The sequence below is a fragment of the Microbacterium sp. NPDC087592 genome (assembly GCF_044743585.1).
Taxonomy (GTDB): Bacteria; Actinomycetota; Actinomycetes; order Actinomycetales; family Microbacteriaceae; genus Microbacterium.
The window spans coordinates 712,115-734,676 of record NZ_JBIUWT010000001.1 but is presented as its reverse complement, the minus strand read 5'-3'; the positions used below and the strand labels follow the sequence as shown (position 1 = coordinate 734,676).

Here is a 22,562-nt window from a genome sequence, read left to right as displayed (position 1 = left end):
CGCCGGGCGCTCACGCGGTCGCGGGCTTCTCGCTCCAGACCAGCAGGAACGCCCCGAGCGCGATCATGAGTCCGCCGCCGGTGGCACCCATCGCCTCGATGCGGCGAGGTGAGCGGCCGAACCAGTCGCGGGCGGCGCTGGCGAGGAGCACCCAGACGGCATCGCACGTCACGCCGATGACGACGACGATCACTCCGAGCAGGAAGAGCTGCGCGGGGACGGAACCCGCGTGCAGATCGACGAACTGCGGCAGGATCGCGAGGAAGAAAGCGATGGACTTCGGATTGGTGACTCCCACGACGAAGCCCTCGGTGAGCAGGCGCCACCCCGATCGCCGCGCCGGCGCGGCGACCATGGCGCGCGCCGCGTCCTTCCGGTGCCGGATGGCCTGGATACCGAGGAAGATCAGGTAGCCGGCGCCGAGCACCTTGACGACGGTGAACAGCACGACCGACTGGGCGATGATCGTGCCGACGCCGAGCGCGACCGCGACGACCAGCACGATCGAGCCGATCGCCGTGCCGAGGATGCTGAGAAATCCGCCCATCCGCCCGAGAGCCATGGCCCGGCCGATCGTGAACAGCACGGTCGGACCGGGGATCACGACCATGACGAACGCCGCGACGACGAAGGCGAGCAGCGTGTCCGGGGCGATCATGGGTCGAGCCTAGGGGTGTCAGGCGGTCGAGAGTGCGACCGCCCGACGCCGGTAGATCAGGCCTGACCCCAGAAGCGGTCCTCCGCCTCCTGGTCCTCGCTGATGAGCCAGACCTCAGCGATGCGGTCGCCGGCGATGCGGAAGACGTCGACGCCGTGCTGGTCGAGGTCGTCGTGTCCCGCACGCTGCGCGCGGAAGCGCACGGTGGCGGAGACGAGATCGCCGGCCTCGGTCGCCGAGTCGGTCTCGAGCACGAACGTGCCGCCGCTGAGCTCCATGAAGCGGCCGAGGTGGGCGAGGATCGCGTCGGGGCCGACGTGGTCGCCGGATGCCTGGTTGGCGCCGGGCTGGTGCCACACGGCATCCGGATGGAAGGTGGCCGCCAGTGCCCCCATGTCTCCCGCGGCCAGGGCCGCACCGTACTGTCCTACAACGTCGATCGCCGACATGATGCTCCTTCTCGTGTGGTCGGTACTCTGGAGCATCCAGCGTCTCGCCGAGGGCGCGGTTACTTCAACGTCACCGGGAGGAGCAGCGCATGTCGCGCACGTGGACGGTGTTCTCCGCCAGCTGTCCGTCTCGGGCGTCGCTCGCCCGCATCGCGAACAAGTGGACCGCGATGATCGTGGTCCTCCTGCACGAGCAGCCGCTGCGCTTCGGCGAGCTGCACCACCGGATGGATGGGATCACGAAGAAGGTGCTCGTCGACACGCTCCGTGCCCTCGAACGCGACGGCATGCTGGAGCGAGCGGTCGGCGACGACGGCCATTCGCGCTACCTGCTCACCCCGCTCGGCCGAAGCCTGCATGAACCGCTGCAGGCGCTGCAGGTCTGGGCGGAGTCCCACGTGGAGGACGTGCTCGACGCGCAGGACCGCTACGACGAGGTCGCCGACGCGAAGACGCTCGACGGGCGCTGACCCGCGGGCCCACCCCGGGCTCGCAGGTGGGAAACTGGAACGATGAGCGTTTCTTCCGGTGTCGACGTGATCGCCCCTCTGAGCGAGGCTGAGGTGCGGCGTATCCGCGAGGACTTCCCGATCCTGCACACGCAGGTGCAGGGGCATCCGCTCGTGTACCTCGACTCGGGCGCGACCTCGCAGCGTCCGTCGGCCGTGCTGGATGCCGAGCGCGAGTTCTCGATCACCATGAACTCGGCCGTGCACCGTGGGGCGCACACGCTGGCCGCCGAGGCCACCGAGCTGTTCGAAGACGCTCGAAGCACGCTCGCCCGCTTCATCGGGGCCGACGACGACGAGGTCGTCTGGACCTCGAACGCGACCGAGGCGATCAACCTCGTCGCCTACTCGCTGTCGAACGCGTCGCTCGGTCGCGGGGGAGCGGCTGCTCAGCGGCTCCGGTTGCGCGAGGGCGACGAGATCGTCACGACCGAGATGGAGCACCACGCGAACCTCATCCCGTGGCAGGAGCTCGCGGCCCGCACCGGCGCGACGCTGAAGGTGATCCCGCTCGACGACGACGGTGCCTTGCGCCTCGACGCCGCCGCCGAGCTCATCACCGCGCGGACGAAGCTCGTGGCGTTCACGCACGTCTCCAACGTGCTCGGCGTGATCAATCCGGTCGAGCGCCTGGTCGCGCTCGCCCGCGAGGTCGGCGCCCTGACGCTGCTCGACGCCTGCCAGTCGGCACCGCATCTGCCGCTCGACGTGCGAGCCCTCGGCGTCGACTTCGCCGTGCTGTCCGGCCACAAGATGCTCGGTCCCACCGGCATCGGGGTGCTCTACGGTCGCCGCGAGGTCTTGGCCGCGATGCCCCCGTTCCTCACCGGCGGCTCGATGATCACCACCGTCACCACGACCGAAGCCGAGTACTTGCCGCCGCCGCAGCGGTTCGAGGCCGGCACGCAGCGGGTATCGCAGGCCATCGCGCTCGCCGCGGCCGTGGACTATCTGACCGAGGTGGGGATGCCGCGCATCGCCGCGCATGAGGCCGCCTTCGGACGTCGGCTCGTCGACGGGCTCAGCGCGATCGACGGGGTCCGCGTGCTCGGTGCCGGGATCGACCTGCCGCGCGTGGGGCTCGCGAGCTTCGACGTCGCCGGCATCCACTCGCACGACGTCGGGCAGTTCCTCGACGACCTCGGCATCGCCGTGCGCGTCGGACACCACTGCGCCCAGCCGTTGCACCGACGCCTCGGCGTCACCTCGTCCACCAGGGCGAGCGCCTACCTGTACACGACAGAGGCCGAGGTGGACGCCGTGATCGAGGGTGTCGCCGGAGCGATCGACTTCTTCCGGAGGGGCGCATGAGCGACCTGCAGAACCTGTATCAGGAGCTGATCCTGGATCACTCGCGCACCCCGCACGGCTACGGGCTGCGTGACGAGATCCCGGCGCAGTCGCACCAGCTCAACCCGACCTGCGGCGACGAGATCACGCTGCAGGTGCACCGTGGTCCCGACGGGGGCGTCGAGGCGATCGCGTGGGAGGGCCATGGATGCGCGATCTCGCAGGCCTCCGCCTCGCTCCTCGCCGAGCTCGCCGAAGGACTCAGCGTCGAAGACCTCGAGGTGCGTATCGCGGCGTTCCGCGAGGCGATGCGCTCCCGCGGCAAGATCGAGCCCGACGAGGAGCTGCTCGGCGATGCCGCGGCCCTCGGCGGGGTGTCGAAGTACGTGGCGCGGGTCAAGTGCGCCATGCTGGCCTGGGTCGCCGCCGAGGACGCGCTCACCCGCAGCTGAGGTGCAGGATGGACGCATGCCCGTGCATCTGAAGCCCCTGCCCGCTGGACGCTTCGACGAGTGGCGAGGCGCGGCCAGACAGCGCCTCATCGACGGCAACCGCGCATCGGGGAGGCGTGTCCGGGATGATGCGGTCGCGTTCGCCGATGAGTATTTCGACGAGCTGCTGCCGCACGGGGCGGCGACGCCGACGGCACGGGTCATGCGGATCCTCGACGAGGGTCGGCGCGAGCTCGGCACCCTGTGGCTGGTGCTCGCCGGCACGAAGCTGTTCCTCCTCGACCTCGCCGTCGAGACCGAGCTGACCGGCACTCAGAACGACGAGCTGGTCGCGCGGATCCTCACCATCGCACACGACATGGGCGCCACGCAGATCAGTGTGCCGCTGCTCCCGCAGGATGCGGCGGGTCGCGCGCTGGTCGACGGTCGCGGCTTCACGGTCGCGTCGATCCAGATGGTGCTCGAGCCGCTGCCCTCACGCGATGTCGCCGCACACGTGGAGGTGGTGCCGATGACCGCGGAGAGGTTCCCCCGTTTCGTCACGGCTTCGGAAGAGGGATTCGCCCAGGACCTCGTGGCATCCGGTCGGTTCTCCCCGGAGGACGCCGCGGCGGAGTCGCACCGTCAGCTGGTCGAGGAGTTGCCGGACGGACTCGCCACCCCGGGGCAGGAGCTCTTCACGGCCACGGTCGACGGTGTCGAGGTCGGCATCCTCTGGCTCGGCATGCGTCAGCGCGATGGGCGCGCGCATGCGTTCGTGCTCGACATCGAGGTGGCCGCGGATCAGCGCCGCAAGGGCTACGGGCGCGAGCTGATGCACGCCGCCGAACGCGAGGCCCGTCGGCTCGGCGCCGACTCGATCGGGTTGCACGTGTTCGGCTTCAACGCCGCCGCCGTCGAGCTGTACGAGAGCCTCGGCTACCGGCGGACCGAGCAGACGCTGCTGCGCGAACTGTGACGCCGGTCACGGGACTACACAGCCCGACTCGAAGGGAATAGTCCGCTCTGCTCGACGTTGCCCCCAGCATGACTACTCTCGGAATCATCGGTGCAGGACACATCGGCAGCCAGGTCGCGCGGGTCGCGGTGGCGAACGGCTACGACGTCGTGATCGCCAACTCCCGCGGTCCGGAGACGCTCGCGGACCTCGTGGAGGAGCTCGGGCCCCGCGCGAAGGCCGCCACGGCGGAAGACGCCGCGGCAGCTGCGGACGTCGCGGTCGTGACCGTTCCTCTCGGGGCGATCGACGCGCTCCCCGCCGCACAGCTCGCCGGCAAGATCGTGCTCGACACGAACAACTACTACTTCGAGCGCGACGGTCACATCGAGGCCCTGGACAAGGGCGAGACGACGACGTCGGAGCTGGTACAGCGCGCGCTGCCGGATTCGAAGATCGCGAAGGCGTTCAACCAGATCCTCGCAGCCGACATCACGACCGACGGCAAGCCGGCCGGGGACCCGGACCGTCGCGCGCTGGCCACCGCCGGCGACGACGCCGAGGCCGTCGCGTTCGTCACCGGCTTCTACGACGAGGCCGGCTTCGACACGGTCAACGTCGGGCCGCTGAGCGAGTCGTGGCGGGTCGAGCGTGATCGTCCCGCGTACGTCGTGCGACAGAACGCCCAGGAGCTGACCGCGAACATCGCGATCGCCAACCGCCTCCCCTGAGCCCGGCGGGACGAGCGCGACGGAGACCTTCCGCGTCTCGCACGCTCGTCCCGGACCGAGGCATCCCGGGCGTGTTGGGATACCAAAAGTTGAGTAACCCGGCTCGTGATGCGAGAATGCCCAGATGGCGGGGGCTATGGGGACAAGCGGCGAACTCGAATCGGTCAGGGTCACGCGCATCCTGCGCGACGACATCGTGCTGGGCCGCCGTGCGCCCGGGTCACGTCTGGTCGAGCGCGACATCGCGGCCGAGCTGAGCGTCTCCCGCCTCCCGGTCCGCGAGGCCATCCGCACCCTCGTGGCCGAAGGGGTCGTCGTCGCACGCCCCCGCACCTGGGCGGTCGTGCGCGAGTTCACCCGCCGAGACATCCAGGATTTCGCGGAGGTCCGCGAGGCCATCGAGACGCTCATCTTCGTCTTCGCGGCCGAGCGTCACGATGAGGCGGGTATCGCCCGGATCAGAGCCGCCTACGAGCGCGAGCTCGCGGCGGCCACGGCCCAGGACTCGGAGGCTGCGCGGATCGCGGCGGCCGAATTCCACGAGGTCGCGGTCGAACTCGCCGGGAACGAGATGCTCGGGGAGCTCATCGCCGTGTTCCTCACCCGGCTGCGGTGGCTGTTCGGGCAGCACGACGATCTGCTCGCCATGGCCGAAGAGCACCGCATCATCCTCGAGGCGATGGCCGCCCGCGACACGGAGGCGCTCCGCCGTATCGTGCCCGCTCACCTCGCCAGCGGCCAGTCGGCAGCCGAGCGTCGTCTCGCCGACGGTAGCGACCTGTTGGTCTGAACCGCCGCCGTCCCGCTCGCGCACATTCGGGAACACCGACGACGGGTCCAGTTGTATATTGGTCCGATCGGAGTCGGTCCGGAAACGTTGCGCTGTTCTGGGGAGCGAGATGCGGAGTCTTGCTGTCGCGGCTGGGTGCCTGCTGCTTCTCGGAGGAGTCGCGCTGGTCGCGATCGCCGATCAGGAGCGGGTGGCAGCCCTCACCGCCGTCAAAGCGGAGATCGTCCGTGTCGAGCGCGCCCTGGAGGAATCCCACGGGGAGAACCTCGAGCTCGCGCAGAAGCTCACCGCACTGCGGTCGCAGATCGCTGAGCAGGATGCCGAGATCGGCGACACCACGGGGTTCCTGCAGTGATGCGCCGGGTGCTGGCGGTCACGCTCGCGGCGGCAGTCGTGCTGTCCGCCGGAGTGCTCGCGCGGGCGGATGCCCTCGATCGGGAGCGCGTCGCGGTCGTGGCGGAATTCGGCAGCCTGTCGCAGGAATACCACGAGGCCAGGCAGCGCACCGAGTATCTCGAGGCGACGATCGCGCAGGCGGAGCAGGACACGGCCGACCGCGCGGCGGTGCTCGCGGTGCGGCCGGCGTTCGTCGCCGAGATCACGGCCCTGAGCCGCGTCTTCGACAATGCACAGGGGATGGTCGACACCGCCTCTCATCGGGCTGCCGCGCTGTCGGCCCAGCAGACCGTGCTGGCCGAGTCGAGGGACCCCGCCACGGTCACGGCGGCCACGGCCACGGTGCATGCGCTCGCCGAGAAGGTCGGCACCCAGGTCGCCTCGGTGCAGGCCGCGCAGAGCGCAGGACCGGGTGGCCCGGCCTGGACATCGAGTGGGCCGGACGGGTACGCGCGGGTGCGGGCGGCGCTCGACCTCGTCGGCGGAGGCGGCGTCGGGCTGTACGAGTCGTCGTCGTGCGCGGGCGGGAACGCACCGGCCTGCGCCAACAGCAACGGCTACATCAAGTACCGCGGCGACATCGCGAACTGGAGTGCGGGCCGGTTGAACTGGGCCATGGCGCACGAGCTCGCGCACATCTACCAGTTCCGGGTCTGGGGCGCGCTCACGTCTTCCGGCGCGTACGCCTCGATGTTCGGCAACGACCCGGAGTTCCTCGCCAACTGCATGGCCGTCGTCCGCGGCTACCCCGGCTCGGTCGGCTGCAACGGCGATCAGCAGGCCTGGGCCTCGGGGATCTGGGTGGGCGCGGTCCGCTGACCCGGCCCGGTGCGGTCAGGCGACCGGCGTCGTCGTGTCGATCGCCGCGCGCAGCGGTCGTCGCATCACGCGCCAGTACGACGACGGGGCGATGCGCGTGAGCACGTCGATCAGCCGTGCCTCCCGTCCGACCATCGTGCGGGCAGCCCTTCGCTCGGTCGCTCGGACGATGCGGGCCGCAGCGTCCGCCGGGTCGGTGTGGTACATCGCGGCCTGTGCGGCGGCGGCACGAGCGGCGATTTCCGGATCGATCGCGGCGGCGTAGCGCCCGTGCAGGATGATTCCGGTGCGGACGCCGGCCGGATAGACGGCGCCGACGCTGACCGTGGTGCCCTCCAGCTCGTGCCGCAGTGCCTCGGAGAAGCCCCGCACGGCGAACTTGCTCAGCGCGTACGGGATGCGTCCGGCTGGAGCGGCGAGCGCATACACGCTCGCGAAGTGGGTGATGTGCGCGGCCGGCGCGGCGCGGAGGGCGGGCAGCAGCGCCTTGGTGATCGACACCGTGCCCCAGAGGTTCACGTCGGTGAGCCAGCGCATCTCCTCCATCGTGAGCTGGTCGAGGTTTCCGAGCATCGACGATCCGGCGCAGGTGATCAGGGCGTTGACCCTCGGGTGCGTCGAAGTGATCTCGTCGGCTGCGGCGAACACGGCGTCGTCGTCGCGGAGATCGACCACGTGCGTGGTCACCGTCGACCCGCTCAGTTCCGCGGCGATGGTCGCCAGGGCGGCGCTGTCGTGGTCGATCAGCGCGAGGTGCGTGCCGCGGGCTGCCAGCAGGCGGGCGATGTCGGCGCCCATGCCGTTCGCGGCGCCCGTGATCACGGTGGTGCTGCCGGCGAGATCGAGGTGTTTCATGAGTCTCCTGCGGTGCGCGATCCGGGGGCCGTGGCGGTGGATGTCGGAGGGGTGGGGCATGCTGATCCGGAACCATTCTGGCCGACACCGGGCCCCAGTGATACCGGTACGCTCGTGGAGAGGAGGTACCGGTGGGACGGACAGCGGATGCCATCGCCGAAGGCGTCGCGATCGCGACGGCTGCCGCGCGCCTCGCCGTGAAGAATCACATCCTCATCGGCACCATCGCTGAAGACGGAGTCTTCGACATGGAGAAGTACATCGACGATGCGCGGGAGGCGCTGCGGGCGATGGCCGAGGAGTCGGAAGAGGCGGCCGCCAACGTGACCGCTCTGCGCAAGAGGGCCAGGGGTCGGCACTCTGATCCGGTGGGCACGCACGACTACCGCGACCGCGATGTGCGAAACCTGCGCCGCCGGGCCAAGCAGTCCACCGGGGTCGGCCAGCGCCTGCGCGAGATGATGGAAGACCGGGAACGTCTGGCGCAGATCGTCGAAGAGGCGCGGGACGCCGCCTGGGCCGACGTGCGCCACAATCTCGACCGCCGATTGCGGGTCGAGGGCATGCGACCGGATCAAGATCCCGACTACGGGCGCATGCGCGAGGCACGCATGCAGGCGCTGCGTCTCGTCGACCTGCAGGCGCTCTCCTCCGAGCAGCGCGCGCGGGCCAAGCGGCGCAAGAAGCAGCAGAAAGCCGAGGCGGCGAGCGACTGAGGCCTCGTTTCGCTTTCGCGTCAGGACTGTTGTAGGCTGTTCCACGGCCCGCTGAGCGGGCTGGGCGCCCGTAGCTCAATGGATAGAGCATCTGACTACGGATCAGAAGGTTAGGGGTTCGAGTCCCTTCGGGCGCACACTGTGTTGAGACAGTACAGAATCCCCGTCGTGAAAGCGGCGGGGATTCTGCTGTATCCGGGCCGTTGTGTCGCGACGGCTGATGGTGCGCTCTCGGGTTGACCGCAGGCAGCTCAGAGGAGGCTCGTGATCGCGGGGTCGCGGCGCGCGACCTCCGCGGCCGTGGCGACGATGACCTCGCGGATCGCGGCGACCGCGACCGCAGGAGTGACGTCCGCTCGGTGGGCGAGGCTCACGGTGCGGGTCATCATCGGATGCGTCAGCCGAACCGAGCGCAGTGCGGGGCGATCGAGCAGCACCATCGCCGGGACCACCGCCACACCGACACCGCGTTCGACGAAGCGCAGCACGGCATCCATCTCGGCCCCTTCGAGCACGTGAGTGGGCACCAGGCCCTCCGCGCGGAAGGCGGCGTCGGTGGTCGCTCGCAGCTCGTACGTCTCGTCGAGGGCGATGAGCGGGAGGGTGGCCAGGTGGGAGAGGCTCATCGCGGGCATGGTCGAGACCGGTGGCTCCGTCGCGGCGGAGATGACGACGAGCTCTTCGGCGAGCAGTGGCATGCGCGTGAGGCTGAAGCCCGACGGTGGTGGACCGTCGGATTCGGTGATGAGGGCGATGTCGACGGCGCCCACGGCCAACTGCTCGACGAGCCGTCGGGAGCCGCTCTCGGTCAGATGCAGATCGACGCCCGGATGGCTGGCGTGGAACACGCTGATCGCCTCGGCGACGAGGCTGATGCAGAGCGTGGGCGGCGCGCCCAGTCGTACGCGTCCACGGCGGAGACCGGCCAGCTCGCCCATCTCATCGCGGATGGCGTCGGCTTCGGCGAGCATGCGCTGCGCGCGGGGGAGGAGCGTCTCTCCCGCTGCGGTGAGCGCGATGTGGCCGCGTGCGCGGTGGAACAGTTCGGCGCCGAGCTCGCGTTCGAGCGTGGAGATCTGTCGGCTCAGCGACGGCTGTGCCAGGTGCAGGTGCTCGGAGGCGCGGGTGAAGTGTCCGAGGCGTGCGACCTCGACGAACCCGCGGAGCTGCTCGAGGTTCATGGCCATAGCCTACCCGCATGGTTTCCACTCGAACTATGCATTGGAGTTATTAGGGTCTCCTAACTAGCGTGAAGCGTATGTCTACCCCCGAACGTCAGATATCCACCACTGTCCTCGTCATCGGCACCGGTGGCTCCGGCCTGCGCGCGGCGATCGAGATCGCCGAACACGGAGTCGATGTCCTCGCCGTCGGCAAGCGCCCGCGTCAGGATGCGCACACTTCCCTCGCGGCCGGCGGCATCAACGCGGCACTCGGCACCATGGACGCCGAGGACAGCTGGCAGCAGCACGCGGCCGACACCATCAAGGAGAGCTACCTGCTCGCCAACCCGCACACGGTCGAGATCGTCACCCAGGGCGCCGAGCGCGGCATCCGCGACCTCGAGCGGTGGGGCATGGACTTCGCCCGCGAAGACGACGGCCGCATCTCGCAGCGCTTCTTCGGCGCGCACACCTTCCGCCGCACCGCCTTCGCGGGCGACTACACCGGACTCGAGATCCAGCGCACGCTCGTGCGCAAGGCCGAGCAGCTCGAGGTCCCGATCCTCGACCACGTCTACATCACCCGTCTGCTCGTTCGCGACAACGTCGTGTTCGGCGCCTACGGCTTCGACCAGGCCGACGGCACCCGCTACCTGATCCACGCGGATGCCGTGATCCTCGCAGCCGGCGGGCACAACCGCATCTGGCGCCGCACCTCGTCGCGTCGCGACGAGAACACGGGCGACTCCTTTCGTCTCGCGGTCGACGCCGGAGCGCGCCTGCGCGACCCGGAACTCGTGCAGTTCCACCCGTCCGGCATCATCGAGCCGGAGAGTGCCGCGGGAACACTGATCTCCGAGGCCGCACGCGGGGAGGGCGGCATCCTCCGCAACGCCCTCGGTGAGCGGTTCATGGAGAAGTACGACCCCGAGCGCATGGAGCTGTCGACCCGCGACCGCGTCGCGCTCGCCGCGTACACCGAGATCAAGGAAGGACGCGGCACCGAGAACGGCGGCGTCTGGCTCGACGTGTCGCACCTGCCGCGCGAGACGATCATGACCCGGCTGCCGCGCGTCTACCAGACGATGATGGAGCTGCAGATGCTCGACATCACGACCGATCCGATCGAGATCGCCCCCACCGCGCACTACTCGATGGGTGGGGTCTGGGTGCGCCCGGAGGACCACCAGACCGACGTCGAGGGGCTCTACGCGATCGGCGAGGCCTCCAGCGGACTGCACGGCGCGAACCGGCTCGGCGGCAACTCGCTCATCGAGCTGCTGGTCTACGGGCGCATCGTCGGGCAGGCCGCGATGGAGCACGCGGCCGGGCTCGACGCGCAGCGCCGGTCGGCGACGGCCGTCGCGGCAGCACGGGCCGAGATCGACGACCTGCTGGCCGCGGAGGGGCGCGAGAACGTGCGCGCCCTGCAGCGCGCCATCCGCAACCTCATGACCGAGTACGCAGGCGTCGTCCGTTCGGAAGACGGGCTGCGTGCCGGCCTCGCCGACCTCGACATGATCGAGGGGCGCATGGAGGACGTGGGAATCCACCCCGACATCGCCGGTTTCCAGGACCTCGCGCACGCGTTCGACCTCAAGGCCTCGGCGCTCGCCGCTCGTGCCACGCTCGAGGCCGCGCTGGAGCGCCGGGAGACGCGCGGATGCCACAACCGCAGCGACTTCCCCGACACCGACCCGACCCTGCAGGTGAACCTGGTGTGGTCGCCGACCGCGGGCGTCACCCGCGAGGAGATCCCGGAGGTCTCGCCCGAGATCGCCGAGCTCATGCGCGAGGTCGACACCGCGGGCAAGCTCGTCGAGTAGGTCGCCCGAGACCCCGCGTCCGCGCCGAGACCCCGCCCTGCTGATGTCTGCAGGGCGGGGTCTCGGCGGTAACCCGGTGTCTCAGCGAGTTGCTCAGCCGGCCTGCGGCTCTTCCGTGTCGACGACCCCGATCCCCACGGCCTCGTGGTCGGGCTCGGGTTCTTCGCGCTTCGGAGCCTGGGGCTCCTCGCCCGGGTCCTTCTCGGTGCTCGGCTCTTCGAGGTCTTCGGTGCTCGGCACCTCGCTCGGGTCGGCGTCTTCGGGCGATTCGGCCTCGGCGGGTGTGGTCGCCTCGCCCTGGCTCGTGTCGGAGGCCGGCGTGGGAGTGGGCGTCTGCGCCTCGGCAGGATCCGGCTCGGGAGTGCTGTTCGTCATGATGGCCCCTTTCCTGGTGTCGTCCGATCAGGATGCCTCGGAAGCACGCGCGGCTGAAGGGGCTTGACGCGGCGCCGAGTTAACCGGGGTGAACCGAAGGCGCGGATGCGGCGTAGCCTGGAGGGGTGACTGCGTACGTCTCGGCCTTCGACCTCTTCTCCATCGGAGTGGGGCCTTCGAGCTCCCATACGGTCGGACCGATGCGGGCCGCCCTCGACTTCGCGCGTCGGCTCTCCGCGACGGGCGCCCTCCCGCGCGTGGCGCGCGTCGGCAGCACGCTGTACGGCTCCCTCGGTGCCACCGGGATCGGGCACGGGACTCCGGATGCCGTGGTCGCCGGGCTCCGCGGACTCGCGCCGGAGACGTGCGACCCCGCCGACGTGAGGTCGGCCTGGACGGACTTCCCCGTGGGCGGCGCGCTGTCGATCGACGGCATCCATGACGTCCCGTTCGCGAAGGATGACATCGTCTTCGCGCCGCGCACCCGGCTGCCCGGTCATCCGAACGCCATGACGATCACCGCGTGGGATGCCGCGGAGCAGGTCGTCGCCGAGGAGACCTATTACTCGGTCGGCGGCGGCTTCATCCGCCGGGACGGAGAGGACGCGAAACTCACGACCGCGGGGTTCCCCTATTCGTATGCGGATGCCGCGTCGCTGCTCGCCCTGTGCGACGAGAACGGACTGTCGATCGCCGAGGTCGCGCGGCTCAACGAGACCTCGCTGCGCGGCGAGGAGGAGGTCGCGGCCGGGCTCGACGCGATCTGGGATGCGATGTCGGGGTGCGTCGATGCCGGCCTCCACGCCGACGGCACGCTGCCCGGCATCCTCAAGGTCAAGCGGCGGGCCGGAGTGATCCGCGGCCAGCTCGAAGCGGTCGAGGCCGACGGGCATCGAGAACTGCCGGGCGAGTGGCTCGGCGCTTTCGCGCTGGCCGTCAACGAGGAGAATGCGGCGGGCGGCCGGGTCGTGACCGCACCGACGAACGGTGCCGCCGGCATCCTCCCCGCCGTCGCCATGTATTGGTGGCGGTTCCTCGCCGACTCGGGGCTCGGCGCGGGCAACGCCGTGACTCCCTACGGTGAGCTGGTCGGCAGCGCGCTGCTGGGCTTCGAGCCGGACGTCCGGGCGCTGGACACCGCGAGCGACCTCGACGAGGAGCTGACGGCAGAGGCCAACCGTCGCCGCGGCATCCGTCGCTTCCTGCTGACCGCGACCGCACTCGGGTCGCTGTTCAAGGCGAACGCGTCGATCTCCGGAGCCGAGGGCGGATGCCAGGCCGAGGTCGGCTCCGCGTGCGCCATGGCGGCCGGCGGCCTCACCGCGGTGATGGGTGGCACGAACCGTCAGATCGAGAACGCCGCCGAGATCGCGATGGAGCACCACCTGGGGCTCACCTGCGACCCGATCGGCGGACTCGTGCAGATCCCGTGCATCGAGCGCAACGCGATCGCGGCGTCGACGGCGGTCACGGCGGCTCGTCTCGCACTGCGCGGCGACGGCAGCCACTATGTCTCACTGGATGCGGTCGTCGAGACGATGCGTCAGACGGGTGCCGACATGTCGACCAAGTACAAGGAGACCAGCGAGGGCGGCCTCGCGGTCAACGTCATCGAGTGCTGATCGCGCCCGCGCGACTCCATGTCCGCGGATGCCGGTAGCCTCCACGAGACACCACGCGGAGGGAGCACGATGGAGGCGTTCTGGGAGCCGAGCTCTCGCCGACGGCGGCAGCAGCCGGTCGTCGCCATGCGCCCGAACGACGACGCCCCGACGCCGGATGGGGAGTGGCCGACGAGCATTCCCGCGGTCGCCCAGGTGCTGCGGGAGGGGATCGATCTCGACCCCGGGGTGACGTTCCTCGTGGGCGAGAACGGCAGCGGCAAGTCGACCCTGGTCGAAGGCGTCGCACTCGCCTACGGCCTCTCGCCCGAGGGCGGTTCGCGTCAGGCGCGGCACAGCACCCGAGCGACCGAGTCGCCGTTGTCGGAGTGGATCCGGCTGCAGCGCGGCGTGGGAGCCAACCGCTGGGGCTTCTTCCTGCGGGCCGAGACGATGCACTCGTTCTACACCTATCTCGAAGACAACCCGTCGACCGCCGGCGCCGATGTGCCGTTCCACGAGATGAGCCACGGCGAGTCGTTCCTCGCGCTGCTGGAGAGCCGCTTCGACGAGCCGGGCTTCTACTGCCTCGATGAGCCGGAGGCCGCCCTGTCGTTCAACTCGACCCTGGCGCTCATCGCCGTGCTGCGGCGCATCGCCGACGACGGCGGGCAGGTGCTGTGCGCCACGCACTCGCCGGTGCTCGCGGCGCTGCCCGGCGCGAAGATCCTCGAAGTGGGGGAGTGGGGAGTCCGTCCCGCCGAATGGGGCGACCTCGAGATCGTGAACCACTGGCGCTCGTTCCTCGAGCATCCGACACGCTACCTCCGCCACCTGCTCGACTGAGGAAGGCCGACCTCTTCTGCGTGCTCGAGGCGCAGGCGCATAATTCATCACATGATGAATGACTCGGCCGTCGAGATCGCGCAGCTACGCGTGCATCGCGGGGCAGTGCAGGTCTTCGACGGGATCGACCTCACGATCCCGCGCGGACAGGTCACGGGGCTGCTCGGACCGTCGGGATGCGGCAAGACCACCCTGATGCGCTCGATCGTCGGTGTGCAGCGGATCGCCGGGGGTGATGTCACCGTCCTCGGCGAGACGGGCGGATCGCGACAGCTCCGCCACCGCGTCGCCTACGGCACACAGGGCGCTGCGGTGTACGGCGACCTCAGCGTGCGCCAGAACCTCTCGTACTTCGCCTCGCTGCTCAAGGCGCCGAAGGGCGATGTGGACAGGGTGATCGACGAAGTCGGGCTGCGGGCCCAGGCGGGGCAGCGCGTCGACGCGCTCAGCGGCGGCCAGGCGACGCGGGTGTCGCTCGCGGTCGCGCTCATCGGCTCCCCCGAGCTGGTCGTGCTCGACGAGCCGACGGTCGGACTTGACCCCGTGCTGCGCGCCGAGCTGTGGGCATTGTTCCGGGGGCTCGCCGACCGCGGTGTGACCCTCATCGTGTCGAGTCACGTGATGGATGAGGCGGTGCGCTGCGACCGGCTGCTGCTGATGCGGGAGGGGCGGATCATCGCCGACACCACGCCGTCGTCGCTCCTCGCCGACACCGGTACGACCGACGCCGAGTCCGCATTCCTGGCGCTGATCGAGCGGGACCGCAGCGGCGATGCCGACGTCCCTCGATCACGCCGTGAAGCGCGGGAGCACCGTGAGGAGGCCGGAGAATGAACGGCCGCCGGATGCTCGCCACCGCCGGGCGCGTGCTCGCCCAGCTGCGGCACGATCCGCGGTCGATCGCCCTGATGCTCGTCGCGCCGAGCCTGCTGGTCGGTCTCTTCGCCTGGCTGTTCAGCGACCAGGAGGGCGTCTTCGACCAGTTCGGCGGGGCGATCCTGGCGCTGTTCCCGTTCATCGTGATGTTCCTCATCACGTCGATCACCACCCTGCGCGAGCGTCGTTCGGGAACCCTCGAGCGTCTCATGACGACGCCGCTCGAGAAGGCCGACTTCATCCTCGGCTACGCGCTCGCCTTCGGTCTGATGGCCCTGCTGCAGGCGGTGATCACGGTCTCTTTCGCGGTCGGGGTCTGCGGCCTCGATGTCGACGGGCCGCTGTGGCAGCTCGGACTCGTCGCGGTCGTCGATGCGCTGCTCGGCACGGCCCTCGGGCTCCTCGCCAGCGCGTTCGCACAGACCGAGTTCCAGGCGGTGCAGTTCATGCCGTTGCTCGTGTTCCCGCAGATCATCCTCGGCGGCCTGCTCATGCCCCGCGACCAGATGCCGGATGTGCTCTACGCCATCTCGGACTGGCTCCCGCTCAGCTACGCGATCGACACGATCAACGCGGTGGCCGCGGGCGACGAGGGCTGGGACGTGTTCGGCCCGCTGCTCATCGTCGTGGCCTTCGCGGTGGGCGCCCTCGTGCTCGCGTCGCTGACGCTGCGGCGGCGCACGCGCTGAGGCTCCGACTCCGGCCGCTGCTCAGCGCGCGGCGCGGTTCTTCGTGTGCTTGGTCGGCACGGCGGCCCACGGGTCTTCGGGCCACGGATGCCGAGGGTAGCGTCCGCGCATCTCGGCGCGCACCTGGCTGTAGGGGCCGGACCAGAACGAGGCGAGGTCGTCGGTGACCGCGAGCGGACGCCCCGCGGGGGACAGCAGGTGGAACAGGACCGGCACCCGTCCATCGACGAGGCGCGGAGTCTCGGCCCACCCGAAGCACTCCTGCAGCTTCACGGCGACGACCGGCCGTGCGTGCGGGTCACCGTCCGGCTCCGGGTAGGTGATCCGGACGCGGGATCCGCTGGGCACCTCGAGTCGTTCCGGTACGAGCTCATCGAGGCGCACGGCCTCGGGCCACGGCAGCAGACGCCGAAGCGGTGACGACAGCTCCAGCCGTGCCGCGGGGGTGCCGGACGCGAGGCGATCGAGCTCGGGCGCCAGCCACGCGTCGAGGGAGTCGACCAGCCCGGCATCCGAGACATCGGGCCAGGGGGAGCCGAGCTCGCGTCGCAGCAGTGCGAGTCTCCGGCGCAGCGCATCTGCGGTGTCGGACCAGGTGAACATGCCGAGCCCGTCACGGCGGAGAGCTCGGCGCACGGCGTCGCGGCCCTCCTGTGCCGATGCCTTCACGGGCGCAGAGGACCGCGGGATGGCGCCGATGCGCCGCTCGCGTCGGGCCTGGACGCGACCTCCGACGAACTCCGCCTCGACGCGGTCGGTCAGCAGGTGGTTCGCGGCCCGCTCCATCTGCGCTTCGGTGATCACAGCGGCGGAGCGGATGATCGCGCCGGACCCGGCCGCGGCGCGTGCGGTGGCACGCGCGACGTCGGCGACGGCGATCCACTCCACCGCTGCGAGCGGACCCCGCACCCCGGCCCGGGTTCCGGAGGCCAGCAGGAATGTCGCTCCTTCGGCAGTGCGCTCGACGCGATGCGCGATGCGCTCGGGGAACGCCAGCGCGATCACGAGGCCCACTCCGTCGAGGTCCGAGCGGATGCCCGGCGTCTCCCGGACCATGCGTTCGAGGCGGTTCGCATCGTCGCGCCATCGGCGGGATTCCGGGCTCCGACCGCCGCGCAGCGCGGTGAGGGCCTGCGCGATGTCGGCATCCGAGATGCGCAGCTCGCCACCCACCAACGCGACGACCTCGGCCGCGAGTCGGCTTCCGACGACCGGGCTGCCGTCGCGAAGTGCGCGGGCGAGTCGAGGATCGGTCGGAATCCGTGCGAGGACGCGGCCCTCCGCGGTGGCGCGACCGTCGTCATCGATAGCGCCGAGCCCCCGAAGCACCGCGATCGCATCGGCCAGGTTCTCGGCCGGCAGCGGGTCGATCATCCGCAGTCCGATGCCGCCCGGGGCACCCCAGCAGGCGAGAAGCAGCGCGGCGTCCGCGAGGTCGATCACCGCGATCTCGGGCACGGGACGGGCGGGCGCCGCCGCGTAGGTGCGTTCGTCGACGCAGCGGATGACCGTGCCGGGGCCCTGACGGGTGCCGCGCCCCGCGCGTTGCACGCACGACGAGCGCGATGCGGCGGTGGTGACGAGGCCCGTCATGCCGCGGCCGGCGTCGCGCTGCGGATGCCGCGACAGGCAGCTGTCCACGACGAGGCGCACCCCCGGCACGGTGAGCGAGGACTCCGCGAGCGATGTCGTGACGATGATGCGCGGACGGTCGGCCGGCGCGCGGCCGCGGATCACGGCATCCTGCTCGGCCGGCGGGATCTGGCCGTGCAGCTCCCGTACATCGAAGGCATCGCTCGCAGCGCGGACGCGGCGGGCGATCTCCGACACCTCGCGGGCCCCTGGCGCGAAGACCAGCACGTCCGCCTTCGGGTCTTCGCGCACCAGGTCCCGGGCCCCGGCTGCCGTGACGGCCGCGATGTGGTCGAGGAATCCCCACGTGACTCCGCGCTCGTCGAGACGTGGCACGGGGCTCGGAGCCCACTGCACGGTGAGGGGGAAGGCGGGGACATCGTGGTCGACGATCGGCGCGGGGGAGTCGTCCGTGCCGATGACGGCGGCGATGCGCGCCGCGTCGAGGGTGGCGGACATGGCGATCACCACCAGATCATCCCGCAGCTCGCGCACCTCCGAGAGCAGCCCGATCAGGAGGTCGGTCTCGAGCGCGCGTTCGTGTACCTCGTCGAGGATCACGGCATCCACACCGTCGAGTCCCGGGTCATCGAGCATCCGTCGAAGCAGGACTCCGGCCGTGACGAACTCGACCTGCGTCTCGGGCCCTGCCGAGCGCTCGCCGCGGACGGTGAATCCCACGCGTGAACCGAGGGGCGACCCGTCGAGGTGGGCGAGGCGTCGGGCGGCGGCGCGGACGGCGACGCGGCGGGGCTGGGTGACGATCACGCGACCGGTGCTCCGCGAGGCGAGGAGCGGGGGCACGAGGGTGGTCTTGCCCGTGCCGGGTGGGGCGGTGACGACCACCGATCCGCTCGCATCGAGTGCCGAGGACAGCTCGTCGAGCGCGGCCGCGAACGACAGCCCCGCGCCGATGGCGGCGAGGTCGAAGGCGGCGGACATCATCCGTCCAGTCTGCCCGGTCGCAGAGACGAAACAGCGGATGCCGCGACCGGAGAGGTCGCGGCATCCGCTGTCGTGAAGGTGTGACTAGTCCGCTGCCGGAGCCGGCGGTGCGGGCGGCGGCGGGGTGGTCGGCGTCGAGACGCGCGGTGCGGGCGCGGCAGGCGTAGCTTCCGCGACACCGGCTCCGAAGCCGCGGCCGACGGCCTGACCCTGGATGATGCCGGCGAGGTCGAGCCCGGTGGCCGAGTGGACGCTCTCGAACACCGAGGCCAGGGCCTTGGCGTTGTCGGCACCGACGACGTCCGATGCGCCGTCCTGGCCTGAGCCGCCGATGATCGACACGTTGCCGATCGCCGCGTACCCCTTCGAGAACTCGGCCATGATCGACGGCAGCACCTCGAGCACGCGCTGCGAGAGGAAGGCGTCCTGGTTCGAGGCGATGGCCTTGGCCTCGGCCTCGAGAGCTGCGGCGCGCGCGTCACCCTCGGCGCGGATCGCCTCGGCTTCGGCAGCAGCCTGCAGGCGTCGGGCGTGAGCCTCGGCCTCGGCCTTCGAGCGCAGCGCGTCGGCCTCACCGGTGGCGCTCGCGACGGCAGCCGCGGCCTCACCGGCGGCGCGGGCCTTGTCGGCCTCTGCCTGCTGCTCGGCGATGCGGGTGCGGGCCTCGGCCTGCTTGACCTGCTCGATCGCGGCGGCCTCGGCCGCCCGCTCGCGGGTGTAGAGCTCGGCCTGAGCGCGGGTCTCGGCCTCGTACCGCTGCGCGTCGGCGACGCGCTTGACGTCGGCGTCGAGCTGGGCCTGCTTGTTCTCGGCCTGCTGCTGCAGCACCGCCTGCTGCGCCTGCTCGCGGGCGAGGTTCTCGGCCTGCTCCGCCTCGGCGCGCGCACGACCGATGCCGGCGTTCGAGTTGGCGGTGTTCGTGTCGAGCGCGGTCTGCTCGATCAGGTTGGCTTCCTGGTTCGCGATGTTCTTCTGGTTGATCGCGCGGTCGGCGTTGGTCTGCGAGATCTCTGCGGACTGACGCTTCGCCTGGATCTCGGGGGCGCCGAGCGACTGGATGTACCCGACCTTGTCGGTGATGCCCTTGATCTGGAACGAGTCCAGGATGAGGCCCTGCTCGGCGAGTTCCTGCGAGACGTCGGCGGCGATCTGGTCGGAGAACTTCTTCCGCTCGCGCATCAGCTCGACGACCGACAGCGTCGCGACGATTCCACGGAGTGCACCTTCGAGCTGCTCGGTGGTGAACTGCTCGATGGCCTTGTCCTGGGAGGCGAAGCGCTCGGCGGCACGGCGGACCAGGATCGGGTCGGAGCCGATCTTCACGATCGCGACACCGTCGACGTTCAGGGTGACGCTGTCGAGCGACTGCGCCTCGGCGTTGAGCGAGACCTGACGCGAGCGCAGCGAGATGATCTCGTGGCGCTGTGTGATCGGGTTGACGAGCGACTTGCCGTTGACGATGACGGTGACGGGCGACTCCGACATCTCGGAGCGGCTCGACCCGTCGGTCGCGATGACCGCGGTCTGCACCTTCTGCTTGCGGCCCGAGATGACGAGGGCCTCGTCGGCTCGGGCGACCTTGATCCAGCTGCGTGCGAACAGCAGCAGGATGAGCAGCAGGACGACGGCGACGACGACTGCGATACCGACGATGACGAGGATGCCGACGATTCCGGCGATCTCCATGGATGACCTCCCTGGTTCCCCCCGAGGGGGCGGTCTGACGTGCCCGCGACACAGCGGGCGTACGCACCCCACCCTGCCAGAAACGGAAGCGGGCCGTTCTCGCGGCCGCGGGTCAGCGGGTGCGGAGCTTCTCTGCGAGGTCGCGCAGCGTGCGCAGCTCGTCGTCGCCGAGGCGCGACATCCGGTCGGCGATCGAGCGACCGTGGACGGTGGCGAGTGAGCGGAACGCCCGTGCCCCTTCGTCGGTCGCGCGGATCAGCGCACCGCGTCCGTCGTCGGGGTCGGCACACTTGGCCACGAGCCCGCGCGTGACCATGCGGTCGACCAGGCGCGAGACGCTCGGCTGGCTGATCAGCATGTTCGCGGTGATGTCGCGCAGCCGCGCGGTCATGCCGGGGGAGCGGGTGACGGTGAGCAGCACGTCGTACTCGGCCTGACCCAGGTCGCTGTGCTCGAAGTCCGACATCATCTCGGTGAACAACTCGTGCTGCGCGCGGAACAGGCTCTCCCAGGCCTCCAGGGCGAGCTTGCGATCGGTCATGTTCACAGAATAGTGGGAACAGTAAAGGGCCGGTCGGAGAGGCTCCCGACCGGCCCTTGTCCCTTGCACCAAGAGTGTCCTGCAATCACATGCGGTGTATGCCACAGCAAACATTCACCGTGTGATCACTGTATAACGGCGAGATAACGAATGCAACGGTTTGGTCACGGAACTTTCTGATGTGCCCGGTTCGTGCGCTGCCTCACCGGATCTGCCGAAATCTCACCTACCTGCAGATCGTCTCACCGGAGTTGCAGTTTCTCATCGGAGTTGTCGCTCAGCGGCGTGGCGTCGGTGCCGCGCCCGACAACGGGGTGGCTTCACGTCAAGTTGGGACCCGCACCGCGGAAGACCTCCGCGGACACCGGCGCCCCGACGGAGTCCGCAGTGACTCTGACGGCCGGGGGCAAACGCGAGGGCGGGATGTCGAGATCACTCAGCCATGGGTTTGTCTCTAGCTCCCGCCCTCGCGGGTCGTGGGTCCTCCGGGGACGAAGGTTGGGTACTGCCTCCCCGTCCTAGCTGCCAGCGGCACCGCGGTGTCTACAGACAGCCGCGCAGCCCGTCTACCGGACGCGCCGCCTCGCGAGCTTGTGGCTGCGGGTCATCGGTTCGATGCCGCAGCGGACGCCTCGGCGCTGGTCAGCTGGTGCCCCGCCTGTAAAAGCGCCACGACATCGACAGCGGTGAGTGCCATCGCGAGTGCGCCGTCAACGACCGCGGCGTCGGCTGCATGGCCGATCGCGTCACCGGCGAACTCAGGTGTGTGCGGAGCAGAGGAGCATCCCTCGATCGCGATGAGCGGATGGATGGATGGAACGACGTGCGACACATTGCCCATGTCGGTCGACCCTCCCGGCGACGCCGCGTAGGGGTGCGGCGTGCGCCCGAGCGAGGCGATATTGCGGTCCCAGGCCTCGGCCAGCACCGGGTTCTGCACTAGTTCGGCATAGGTGGGTTCGGCAGGCTCCCACGCCCATGAGCACCCAGTCGCGGTCGCCCCACCCTCGAAGCAGGCAAGGATCCTGCGCTGCGTGCTCTCGAGCGCGTCGAGTGTGTCCGCGCGCACCTCGGCTCGCACTCGCGTCGACGAGGGGATGATGTTCGTTGCCTCACCGCCGTGGTCAATGAAAGCATTAGCACGGACTCCGTCGGGGAGGTGCTGGCGGAGAAGGCCCAGCGCGACGAGTCCGATTGTCGCTGCATTCGCCGCGTTCACCCCATCGGGGCTCGGCCCCCCCGCATGACCGGCCTGCCCCCGGAAGGACACGTCGAATCGGGCCACCGCCTGCGTGCGCAAGTCGGCACAGCGCAGATCGTCGCCGGGCCCACCGTGCACCATAAGGGAGAAGTCGACGTCATCCCACGCACCAGCCTCCAGCATGAGGATCTTTCCCCCGCCGTGCTCCTCTGCCGGCGTTCCGAGCAGCTTCACGCGGATGCCGAGGTCGTCAGCGACCTCGGCCAGCGCGATGGCCGCACCGACGCCGGCGGCGGCGATGATGTTGTGACCACAGGCGTGGCCCATGCCGGGGAGCGCGTCGTACTCCGCGCAGATCGCGACGGTGATATCTCCCTGTCCGATCGTGGCCTCTACGGCGGTGTCGAGGCCGAACGCGCCCTCCCAAACCTCGAACCCGGCTGCACGCATCGTCTCAGCCACCCACGAGGCCGCCCGGTGTTCAGCGAAAGCGAGCTCCGGATGCGTATGGATCTGCGCACTCAGCGCCAGGACGTCTGCTTCCCAACTCGTGCGGGAGGCGATCACCGCCCCCCGCAC

The 22,562-nt window shown here is 70.1% G+C and carries 23 protein-coding genes and 1 tRNA gene; 15 read left to right on the top strand and 9 right to left on the bottom strand.

The genetic code is table 11. The annotated features are described in order from the left end of the window. Positions 1–10: 10 nt before the first annotated feature. Entirely contained in the window at positions 11–658 is a 648-nt protein-coding gene (locus tag ACIOTO_RS03585) for a LysE family translocator (protein ID WP_400856524.1), read from the bottom strand. 56 nt (positions 659–714) lie between these two features. Continuing rightward, positions 715–1,107 carry a nuclear transport factor 2 family protein gene (locus ACIOTO_RS03580; RefSeq protein WP_400856522.1) on the bottom strand — a complete coding sequence of 131 codons (393 nt, stop codon included), beginning with the start codon at positions 1,105–1,107 and terminating at the stop codon, positions 715–717. A gap of 89 nt (positions 1,108–1,196) precedes the next feature. Between ACIOTO_RS03580 and ACIOTO_RS03575 the strand changes: the two genes are divergently transcribed. The 8 genes from ACIOTO_RS03575 to ACIOTO_RS03540 all read left to right on the top strand — a co-directional run bounded on the left by ACIOTO_RS03575 (position 1,197) and on the right by ACIOTO_RS03540 (position 7,031). Then, positions 1,197–1,577, top strand: a complete 381-nt coding sequence (locus ACIOTO_RS03575; RefSeq protein ID WP_029263772.1) for a helix-turn-helix domain-containing protein — start codon at positions 1,197–1,199, stop codon at positions 1,575–1,577. A 42-nt stretch (positions 1,578–1,619) separates the two neighbouring features. Beyond that, entirely contained in the window at positions 1,620–2,927 is a 1,308-nt protein-coding gene (locus tag ACIOTO_RS03570) for an aminotransferase class V-fold PLP-dependent enzyme (RefSeq protein WP_400856520.1), read from the top strand. Next, positions 2,924–3,358 carry a Fe-S cluster assembly sulfur transfer protein SufU gene (sufU, locus tag ACIOTO_RS03565; protein WP_105711074.1) on the top strand — a complete coding sequence of 145 codons (435 nt, stop codon included), beginning with the start codon at positions 2,924–2,926 and terminating at the stop codon, positions 3,356–3,358. Before ACIOTO_RS03570 ends, sufU begins: the two co-directional genes overlap by 4 nt. A gap of 16 nt (positions 3,359–3,374) precedes the next feature. Then, complete coding sequence (locus ACIOTO_RS03560; protein ID WP_400856519.1) at positions 3,375–4,316, top strand: GNAT family N-acetyltransferase; 942 nt, start codon at positions 3,375–3,377, stop codon at positions 4,314–4,316. A gap of 68 nt (positions 4,317–4,384) precedes the next feature. Continuing rightward, entirely contained in the window at positions 4,385–5,026 is a 642-nt protein-coding gene (locus tag ACIOTO_RS03555) for an NADPH-dependent F420 reductase (protein ID WP_400856517.1), read from the top strand. Positions 5,027–5,150: 124 nt separating this feature from the next. Then, positions 5,151–5,816 (top strand): GntR family transcriptional regulator, encoded by a 666-nt coding sequence (locus tag ACIOTO_RS03550; protein ID WP_400856516.1) that lies wholly within the window; start codon positions 5,151–5,153, stop codon positions 5,814–5,816. A gap of 109 nt (positions 5,817–5,925) precedes the next feature. Continuing rightward, positions 5,926–6,171 carry a hypothetical protein gene (locus ACIOTO_RS03545; protein WP_400856514.1) on the top strand — a complete coding sequence of 82 codons (246 nt, stop codon included), beginning with the start codon at positions 5,926–5,928 and terminating at the stop codon, positions 6,169–6,171. After that, complete coding sequence (locus ACIOTO_RS03540) at positions 6,171–7,031, top strand: hypothetical protein (protein ID WP_105711176.1); 861 nt, start codon at positions 6,171–6,173, stop codon at positions 7,029–7,031. The genes ACIOTO_RS03545 and ACIOTO_RS03540 overlap by 1 nt, the downstream gene beginning before the upstream one ends. A 15-nt stretch (positions 7,032–7,046) precedes the next feature. Here ACIOTO_RS03540 and ACIOTO_RS03535 read toward each other — a convergent pair whose 3' ends face one another. Next, positions 7,047–7,886, bottom strand: coding sequence for an SDR family NAD(P)-dependent oxidoreductase (locus tag ACIOTO_RS03535; RefSeq protein ID WP_400856512.1), 840 nt, complete (start codon positions 7,884–7,886; stop codon positions 7,047–7,049). 131 nt (positions 7,887–8,017) lie between these two features. Between ACIOTO_RS03535 and ACIOTO_RS03530 the strand changes: the two genes are divergently transcribed. Both ACIOTO_RS03530 and ACIOTO_RS03525 read left to right on the top strand, forming a co-directional pair. Further along, positions 8,018–8,602 carry a hypothetical protein gene (locus tag ACIOTO_RS03530; protein WP_029263781.1) on the top strand — a complete coding sequence of 195 codons (585 nt, stop codon included), beginning with the start codon at positions 8,018–8,020 and terminating at the stop codon, positions 8,600–8,602. 64 nt (positions 8,603–8,666) lie between these two features. Next, a tRNA-Arg gene (locus tag ACIOTO_RS03525) sits at positions 8,667–8,739 on the top strand. 114 nt (positions 8,740–8,853) lie between these two features. Here ACIOTO_RS03525 and ACIOTO_RS03520 read toward each other — a convergent pair. Next, positions 8,854–9,789, bottom strand: a complete 936-nt coding sequence (locus ACIOTO_RS03520; protein ID WP_400856511.1) for a LysR family transcriptional regulator — start codon at positions 9,787–9,789, stop codon at positions 8,854–8,856. 71 nt (positions 9,790–9,860) lie between these two features. Between ACIOTO_RS03520 and ACIOTO_RS03515 the strand changes: the two genes are divergently transcribed. Beyond that, on the top strand, positions 9,861–11,591 hold the full coding sequence (locus tag ACIOTO_RS03515) for an L-aspartate oxidase (protein WP_400856510.1): 1,731 nt from the start codon (positions 9,861–9,863) through the stop codon (positions 11,589–11,591). 93 nt (positions 11,592–11,684) lie between these two features. On the opposite strand, the gene ACIOTO_RS03510 is transcribed toward ACIOTO_RS03515, so the two are convergent. After that, positions 11,685–11,966: a hypothetical protein gene (locus ACIOTO_RS03510; RefSeq protein WP_400856507.1), complete on the bottom strand. Its 282-nt coding sequence runs from the start codon at positions 11,964–11,966 to the stop codon at positions 11,685–11,687. Between the two features lie 125 nt (positions 11,967–12,091). Between ACIOTO_RS03510 and ACIOTO_RS03505 the strand changes: the two genes are divergently transcribed. From ACIOTO_RS03505 to ACIOTO_RS03490, 4 genes are all read left to right on the top strand, one after another. Further along, a complete protein-coding gene (locus ACIOTO_RS03505) occupies positions 12,092–13,588 on the top strand; it encodes an L-serine ammonia-lyase, iron-sulfur-dependent, subunit alpha (RefSeq protein WP_105711082.1) in 1,497 nt (498 codons plus the stop codon). 69 nt (positions 13,589–13,657) lie between these two features. Then, complete coding sequence (locus ACIOTO_RS03500; RefSeq protein WP_400856505.1) at positions 13,658–14,413, top strand: AAA family ATPase; 756 nt, start codon at positions 13,658–13,660, stop codon at positions 14,411–14,413. A gap of 51 nt (positions 14,414–14,464) precedes the next feature. Then, complete coding sequence (locus ACIOTO_RS03495; RefSeq protein ID WP_400856503.1) at positions 14,465–15,247, top strand: ABC transporter ATP-binding protein; 783 nt, start codon at positions 14,465–14,467, stop codon at positions 15,245–15,247. After that, the gene (locus ACIOTO_RS03490; RefSeq protein ID WP_400856502.1) at positions 15,244–15,978 is read left to right on the top strand and encodes an ABC transporter permease; all 735 of its coding nucleotides are present in this window, start codon (positions 15,244–15,246) and stop codon (positions 15,976–15,978) included. Before ACIOTO_RS03495 ends, ACIOTO_RS03490 begins: the two co-directional genes overlap by 4 nt. Positions 15,979–15,999: 21 nt before the next feature. Here ACIOTO_RS03490 and hrpB read toward each other — a convergent pair whose 3' ends face one another. The 4 genes from hrpB to ACIOTO_RS03470 form a co-directional block, all read right to left on the bottom strand. Then, complete coding sequence (hrpB, locus tag ACIOTO_RS03485) at positions 16,000–18,555, bottom strand: ATP-dependent helicase HrpB (protein ID WP_400856501.1); 2,556 nt, start codon at positions 18,553–18,555, stop codon at positions 16,000–16,002. Between the two features lie 84 nt (positions 18,556–18,639). Next, a complete protein-coding gene (locus ACIOTO_RS03480; RefSeq protein ID WP_105711086.1) occupies positions 18,640–20,241 on the bottom strand; it encodes an SPFH domain-containing protein in 1,602 nt (533 codons plus the stop codon). A 112-nt stretch (positions 20,242–20,353) separates the two neighbouring features. Continuing rightward, entirely contained in the window at positions 20,354–20,782 is a 429-nt protein-coding gene (locus ACIOTO_RS03475) for a MarR family winged helix-turn-helix transcriptional regulator (RefSeq protein ID WP_029263791.1), read from the bottom strand. A 604-nt stretch (positions 20,783–21,386) separates the two neighbouring features. Next, entirely contained in the window at positions 21,387–22,550 is a 1,164-nt protein-coding gene (locus ACIOTO_RS03470; protein ID WP_400856499.1) for an amidohydrolase, read from the bottom strand. Positions 22,551–22,562: the final 12 nt, after the last annotated feature.